Origin of the sequence: Thermoflexus sp., from assembly GCF_025055495.1 — a bacterium.
GTDB lineage: Bacteria > Chloroflexota > Anaerolineae > Thermoflexales > Thermoflexaceae > Thermoflexus.
Window position 1 is genome coordinate 1 of record NZ_JANWXB010000032.1, and the last position, 6,169, is coordinate 6,169.

The 6,169-nt window shown below is 64.9% G+C and carries 6 protein-coding genes; 4 read left to right on the forward strand and 2 right to left on the reverse strand.

Annotation, left to right across the window (positions count from 1 at the left end):
• Positions 1 to 246: 246 nt before the first annotated feature.
• Positions 247 to 1,251: a LacI family DNA-binding transcriptional regulator gene (locus NZM16_RS01140; RefSeq protein WP_295477901.1), complete on the reverse strand. Its 1,005-nt coding sequence runs from the start codon at positions 1,249 to 1,251 to the stop codon at positions 247 to 249.
• 486 nt (positions 1,252 to 1,737) lie between these two features.
• On the opposite strand from NZM16_RS01140, the gene NZM16_RS01145 reads away from it, so the two are divergent.
• Positions 1,738 to 2,082, forward strand: a complete 345-nt coding sequence (locus tag NZM16_RS01145; RefSeq protein WP_295453046.1) for a hypothetical protein — start codon at positions 1,738 to 1,740, stop codon at positions 2,080 to 2,082.
• Positions 2,083 to 2,310: 228 nt separating this feature from the next.
• Here the strand turns inward: NZM16_RS01145 and NZM16_RS01150 are convergent, their stop codons facing one another.
• Positions 2,311 to 2,706: a hypothetical protein gene (locus tag NZM16_RS01150; RefSeq protein ID WP_295453043.1), complete on the reverse strand. Its 396-nt coding sequence runs from the start codon at positions 2,704 to 2,706 to the stop codon at positions 2,311 to 2,313.
• A 387-nt stretch (positions 2,707 to 3,093) separates the two neighbouring features.
• Between NZM16_RS01150 and NZM16_RS01155 the strand changes: the two genes are divergently transcribed.
• The 3 genes from NZM16_RS01155 to murJ all read left to right on the forward strand — a co-directional run bounded on the left by NZM16_RS01155 (position 3,094) and on the right by murJ (position 5,827).
• Entirely contained in the window at positions 3,094 to 3,495 is a 402-nt protein-coding gene (locus tag NZM16_RS01155) for a hypothetical protein (protein WP_295453042.1), read from the forward strand.
• A gap of 133 nt (positions 3,496 to 3,628) precedes the next feature.
• Complete coding sequence (gene dtd, locus NZM16_RS01160) at positions 3,629 to 4,090, forward strand: D-aminoacyl-tRNA deacylase (RefSeq protein ID WP_295453039.1); 462 nt, start codon at positions 3,629 to 3,631, stop codon at positions 4,088 to 4,090.
• A gap of 213 nt (positions 4,091 to 4,303) precedes the next feature.
• Positions 4,304 to 5,827 (forward strand): murein biosynthesis integral membrane protein MurJ, encoded by a 1,524-nt coding sequence (gene murJ / locus NZM16_RS01165; RefSeq protein WP_295453037.1) that lies wholly within the window; start codon positions 4,304 to 4,306, stop codon positions 5,825 to 5,827.
• Positions 5,828 to 6,169 lie beyond the last annotated feature (342 nt).

The following is a 6,169-nucleotide window of genomic DNA, read 5'->3' on the forward strand; positions in this document are numbered from 1 at the left end:
GGCGTAGCCGCCGGCGCGCAGGCGGCCAGCAGCAGGCCCAACAAAGCCAGCATCGCCATCACGGGATAGAAACGTCGCGGAACCATCTTCCACCTCCTGAAATCGGGTCAGGGTCTCGGGCTACAGGGACACCCGTTCCGGTGTCACCTGGAACCTCCATCCGCAGCTGTCTGTCGCCTCTCCTTGATCGGGATCGGTGCCCTTGCAGCGGTGAGATGGAAAGGCGTTCCGCTGAGCTTCACGAACTCATGGGCACCCGGCCGGCGGGCCGGTGGAACCCCGCACCACCAGCCGCCCGGGGATCAAGATGCGGGCCGGCGGCGCATGCGGCTCCTGCAGCCGTCGGGCCAGCGCCTCCGCGGCCGCGGCCGCGATGCGATCTACATGCAAGTTGATCGTGGTCAGCGGCGGGTCCGCCAGCGCCGCCAGCGGCGAGTCCGAACAACCCACCACCGAGACCCCATCGGGAACCCGCAGGCCCCAGCTTTTCAGGGTCTGCAACACCGTGAGGGCCGGGATGTCATGGGTGATCATCGCGGTGATCCGATCCCCCCTGGACCACAGCGCCTTCAGCGCCTGCACCGTCCCCGCCTCCGTCCCATCCGTCTCCGCCACTAGGTCCGCGTTCTCCTGCAGGCCATACTCCTCCAGGAGGTCGAGATACGCCCGCAGGCGGATGGCGGAGTAGCCGAACTCCAGCGGCTCCGCCAGATAGGCGATCCGCCGGTGCCCCAGGGCGAGCAAATGCTCCAGCGCCAGCCGGGCCGTCTGCTCGAAATCCGTGTCCACCACATCGATCCCTTCCATTTCATCCGGCCGGCCGATGGAGACGAAGGGGACGCCGAGCTCCTGCAGGAGGAGGATGCGCTCATCCCGGCGGCGGACCATCATCAGCAGCCAGCCATCACAGATCCCGAGGGAGATGAAACGCTCGAAGGATTCCGGATCGTGGCTGATGTGGAGCAGGAAATTGAAGCCGGAGCCGCTGACCGCCCGGGCGATCGCGCCGAAATACTGGAGGTTCAGGGGATCGAAGGATTCGGGGGTCAATAACGCGGAGAGGGCGACGGTGTTCGTTCGGCGGGCCGCCAAGCTTCTGGCGGCAAAATTCGGGCGGTATCGGAGGCGCTCCACCGCCTCCAGCACCCGGGCCACCGTCTCCGGTTTGAAGCGGCCCTTGTTGTTCAGGATGTTGGAGACGGTGGTGATGGAAACACCCGCTTCCCGCGCGATGTCATAAATGGTCGGCATGCCTTTCTTGCCTGAGGGGGGCTTCCAGCAGGAACGCCCACCTCCGCTTTCATCGAGGACGATCCTGCATCTCCTCGTCGACGAGGAGGGCCGATCCGCAGGATTTGATAAAGCGCTTTACAAAAGCGCTTTTATTATAAGGGGATCGCGAACATTTGTCAAGCGGCCTGGGGGAACCGGCGCGGTCCAACCTCAGCGGGGCGCTCCCCTGAACCTTCCGGCGGGTCTTCCCGGCTTCCGGAGGAAAAGACCCCTCATCGTAGACCCTCCCGCTCTCCATTTGCCCGAAGTCCGGCGGGGGATTTCCCGATCGCTTCGGGGGCGCCGCCAAAGGCGGCACTTCGCCCCACCCCCCAAGCCCTCCCGATCGAAACCGGCGGGGCCTGAGGAAGCGCTGGAGCTTCCATCCATCAGGAGGCAAGGGATTTGTCGGATGACTGTGGATTGCGTATACTCAGGGGAGGATTTCCCAAGAGGAACACCGCAATGGCCGAAGAACCTCTCCAGAAAGGACGGCGGGGGCGTCGGCGGAGCAACCCGCTGGAGCGCTACGCAGCGGACATCATCGCCAAGCAGCTTTTCTTAGAAGACCTGGCGGTGGCCGCCATCGATTTCGATACCCTGGCCGCTTACTATCCTGAGCTGACGCCGGAACAGCTGCGCGGCCGTCTGGGCATCGCCACCAAACGGGCCCTGCTGGAGGATGTGGCCGACATCATTCTGGAGTCCCCGGATGAAGGGGAAGGTCCAGAGCAGATGCGCCTGAACATCCTGGACCTGGACCGCTTCGCTGAGATCGTCCATGAGGAGATGACGGTTGAGGTGATGTGAGCGGATGGCGGACAGCACCTGGTGGATGGAATAAGGCGGTGGAGGGATCCCGCATGCATCCCTCCACCGCCTTATTTTTACCCGATCGAAGCGATGCCACAAGGGGGCTCGGATGAGGTTGGCACGCGGGCCCGCACGCCATATTCCTCCCACGGTCCTGAGGGCTGTGGGAGAAGGGATAAAATCCCTCTTTGAGGAGAAGACGAACGATGCGCCTCCTCTGCTGGCTTATGGGAGCGTGATCTGAACCGAGGTGATCTGGGTCAGATCGTTGTGCTGATACTGAATATTGACGACGGTCCCGTCTTTCTGGAAAAGCAGATTGCCCACCTGGCCATATTGAGTCGGGGCTCCCAGAACCTGCCAGCCCTGCTGCGGCATTTGGGTGCTGTAAAATTCCACCAGTTCCTGAACGCTCATCTTTGTGTCAAAGGCAATGCGGGCCGTGGTCACATCCAGATTAAAGGCGTCCGGAGGAAGCGGGAGGTCCGGCCGGATGGTCGGCGTCGGCCGGAGGGGAACCCCTGGAGAAGTCGGGGTGGGAGTTGGCGAAGGCGGGGGAGCGCAGGCGAGAACCACCAGGGACAATCCGATCAAAAGCCCTCCGAAGAGATAAAAGCGCATCGTCTCTCCTCCTGGCAGCGGGCTTCACAAATGAATTTAAAAGAACTCGGGAATCTGTGTCAATAGGGCTTTGTCCAGTTATAAGCTGGGGATTTGAGGGACCGAAGCCCGTCCGGGAGGCCATGGCCCCTCCCCCCAAACATCTTTCGGGGGCGGTGGGGGGCCAAAGGCCCCCCCAAACCCCTAAAAAAATGGACAAAGCAATGGTGCGTTGATCCCTTGGAAATGAGAGACCGGTTGCACCATGGGCAACCTCAGGTGGGGCATCCGCTCCCGGGGCCTCCGGGGGCGGGCCCGCCCCCCAACCCGCGGGAGGGCCTGCATATTTCCCATCGCGCAGGCGGCACTCGTTCGTTTCCATCGCTATCCTATCCAGGAGGGACATCGATGGCCGTGTTCGTGATCCTTCACAGCGTGTGGCGCTGGGCGGTTCTCCTGGCCGCCATCGGAGCGCTTTATGGGCTAATCCGGGCAGGTCGAGGGATCGCCCTTTCCCCTCTGCTGGAGCGGTCGATCCGCTTTTACCCGGTGATCCTGGATATCCAGGTCGCTCTGGGGATCTTGCTCTGGCTCGCCCAGCGTCTCGGGGGCCTGCCGCTCACCTCGGTTCAGGTGATCCATCCGGTCTGGGGTCTGCTGGCGGCCGGGGCGGCGCACGCCGCTGCTGCCTTCCGGGAACGAGAACCTCCGATCCGCGCTCGTGGGATGTTGATCGCTTACGGCCTCTCCCTAATCTTGATCCTGATCGCCCTGGCCAGTGTGGGGGCCTTCCCCTTCGGACGCCGTTAGCCGGGCGGCGCCGTTCCCGGCCATGGGCTGTCCGGAGGGGCTTCCGCCCCGTGGGGAATCCGCTTTTCCCGGGAGATCCGGAAGGATCACGACGGGCTGGAGCGACGAGCCCGATTTACAGGGAAGCATCACCATGCGCGTCCTGGTTCAGCGTGTTCGCCATGGAGCGGTCCATGTCGGAGGGGAAACCGTGGCCCGCATCGGGCCGGGGGTGGTGCTGCTGGTGGGGGTGACTCATTCCGACACCCCCGCTGAGGCGGACTGGCTGGCGAAAAAAGTGGCCCACCTGCGGATCTTCGAGGATGAGGCCGGGAAAATGAACCGTTCGTTGAAAGAGGTGGGAGGGGAGGCCCTGGTGGTCTCCCAGTTCACCCTGTATGCGGATCCGTATGAAGGGCGACGCCCCAGCTTGATCCACGCCGCTCCGCCGGAGCATGCCCGGCCGCTCATCGAACGCTTCGCGGAAGCCCTCCGCGCCGAGGGCATCCCGGTCCAGACGGGGGTTTTCGGAGCGCACATGCTGGTGGAGATCCACAACGATGGTCCGGTGACCATCTGGCTGGAGCGCTCCGCAACGGGTCCTGGATCCAAATAAAGCGAGGGGGCAGGGGGTGGGGCCGTCTTCGGCGGCCCCACCCACCCCCCAATTCCCTGGATAGCGGATCGGGGTGGGCGGATTCTGCTGTCGGATGCAGTGGGGTCCACCCACCCCATCTTCAAAGCTGATCCTTCTGGAAGAGAGCCCGATCCACCACCGTGGAGAGATCACCATCCGAAGACGCGGATCCCTGGGGAAGAAGGGACGTGGATGAGCCCGCTCCGTCTGATCGTCCGAGCGGCCACCCTGCTGACGGCGGCCTATCTGGTCAACGGCCTGCTCGGCCTGCTCCGCCAGATCCTGATCTATGGAGCCTTCGGCACCAGCCCGGAACTGGATGCCTACTGGGCCGCTTTTCGGATCCCGGATCTGTTGTTCACTCTCTTCGCCGGCGGGGCGCTGGTCTCCGCCTTCCTTCCGGTCTTCACCACACACCGGGCGCGGGGGGACGAGGCCGCCGCATGGCGGCTGGCCAGCGCGGTGCTGACCACGGTGGCCTTCGTGGTGAGCGGATTTTCCCTCCTGGCCAGCCTGGCCGCCCCTATGCTCGTGAAGCTTCTTCTGGCCCCCCAGGTTCCCCTTCCCCAGCAGCAGCTCACCGCCTCCCTGATGCGGATCATGCTGATCACGCCGGCCGTGTTCGGCCTCAGCGGGATCATCATGGGCATCCTCCAGGCCCACCAGCGGTTCCTCTGGACGGCCCTGGCCCCCATTCTGTATAACCTGGGGATGATCGCCGGGGTTCTGTTTCTGGCCCCTCGGGGGGGTGTGCACGGGCTGGCCTGGGGGGTGGTCCTGGGCGCTTTCCTCCACCTTCTGATCCAGGCCCCCGGCTGGTGGCAGGTCCGGGGGCGTTACCGTCCTCGCCTGGGCTGGCGCGATCCCGATGTCCGGGAGGTGATCGCCCTGATGATCCCCCGGATGCTGGGCCTGGCCGCCATTCAGCTGAATTTCTTGGTCAACACCCGTCTGGTCTCCGGCCTGGGCGCCGGATATCTGGCGGCGCTCAACCTCGCCTGGCAGCTGATGCTGCAGCCCCAGATCGTGCTGGCGCAGGCGATGGCCACGGCCGCCTTCCCGACCCTCTCCGCCCTGGCGGCCCGGGAGGAGCGCGGGGCGCTCCGCCGAACCTTAGGGGAGACCCTGGGGATCCTGCTGGGGATCACCTTCCCGATCGCCGCCGGGATGATCCTGTTGCGCCGGCCGCTCATCGCGGCCCTTTTCCAGCGAGGGGCCTTCGGCGCGGCTTCCACGGAGTGGACCGCCCAGGCCCTCCAGTTCTATGCGCTGGGCCTGCCCGCCCACGCCGGCGTGGAGTTGCTGGCGCGGACCTTCTATGCGCTCCACGACACCCGGACCCCGGTGGGGGTTGGGGTGGGGGCGATGGCCCTGAACATCGCCCTCAGCCTGGCCTGGATCGGACCGCTGGGCCATGGCGGGGTCGCCCTGGCCAACACCGTGGCGACGACCCTTGAGGGGATCCTTCTCCTGGTGCTCCTGGCCCGGCGGCTGGAGGGTCTGGAAGCCCATCGTTGGGGGCGCGCGGTCGGGCAGGCCGGCGCGGCCACCCTGGCCATGAGCCTGGCGCTGGGGCCGATGGTCCCCTGGGTGACGGATCGCGGGTGGCCGGGGCTGTTGCTGGCCATCCTCCTCGGCGCGGGGCTCTACGGGCTGGCGCTTCAATGCCTGGGCGTTCCGTGGATCCGCTGGGCGATCCGCAGGGCTTTCTCATAGGGAGATCCCCTCCAGGCGGGAAAAACGTTGGGGGAACAAAACAGACGGGCACTGATGTGCCCGACTACAAAACGGACGGGCGCTGACGTGCCCGTCTACAAACAAGAAAAAGCCCCGTCTACCGTTAGGCGCAATGTGAAGTGGAGACCCGTCCAGGGTGTTCTCAAAAACGGGGCACTGATGTGCCCGACTACAAACGAAAAAGCTTCGTTCATCTTCAAGCACGATGCGAAGCGCCCGGCAGGGGCCCTCGGCGCTTCCAGCGCGTCCCTCGTCCGGCTTGCCGGATATCGGTTTCCCATCGCGCCCAACCTGGGTTAAATTTGGAAGCCATGATCCCTT

Excerpts from the sequence above, each read along its gene's own strand:
- dtd (WP_295453039.1), top strand. The coding sequence starts at position 3,629 with ATGCGCGTCCTGGTTCAGCGTGTTCGCCATGGAGCGGTCCATGTCGGA.
- NZM16_RS01150 (WP_295453043.1), bottom strand. The coding sequence starts at position 2,706 with ATGCGCTTTTATCTCTTCGGAGGGCTTTTGATCGGATTGTCCCTGGTG.
- NZM16_RS01140 (WP_295477901.1), bottom strand. The coding sequence starts at position 1,251 with ATGCCGACCATTTATGACATCGCGCGGGAAGCGGGTGTTTCCATCACC.
- murJ (WP_295453037.1), top strand. The coding sequence starts at position 4,304 with ATGAGCCCGCTCCGTCTGATCGTCCGAGCGGCCACCCTGCTGACGGCG.
- NZM16_RS01155 (WP_295453042.1), top strand. The coding sequence starts at position 3,094 with ATGGCCGTGTTCGTGATCCTTCACAGCGTGTGGCGCTGGGCGGTTCTC.
- NZM16_RS01145 (WP_295453046.1), top strand. The coding sequence starts at position 1,738 with ATGGCCGAAGAACCTCTCCAGAAAGGACGGCGGGGGCGTCGGCGGAGC.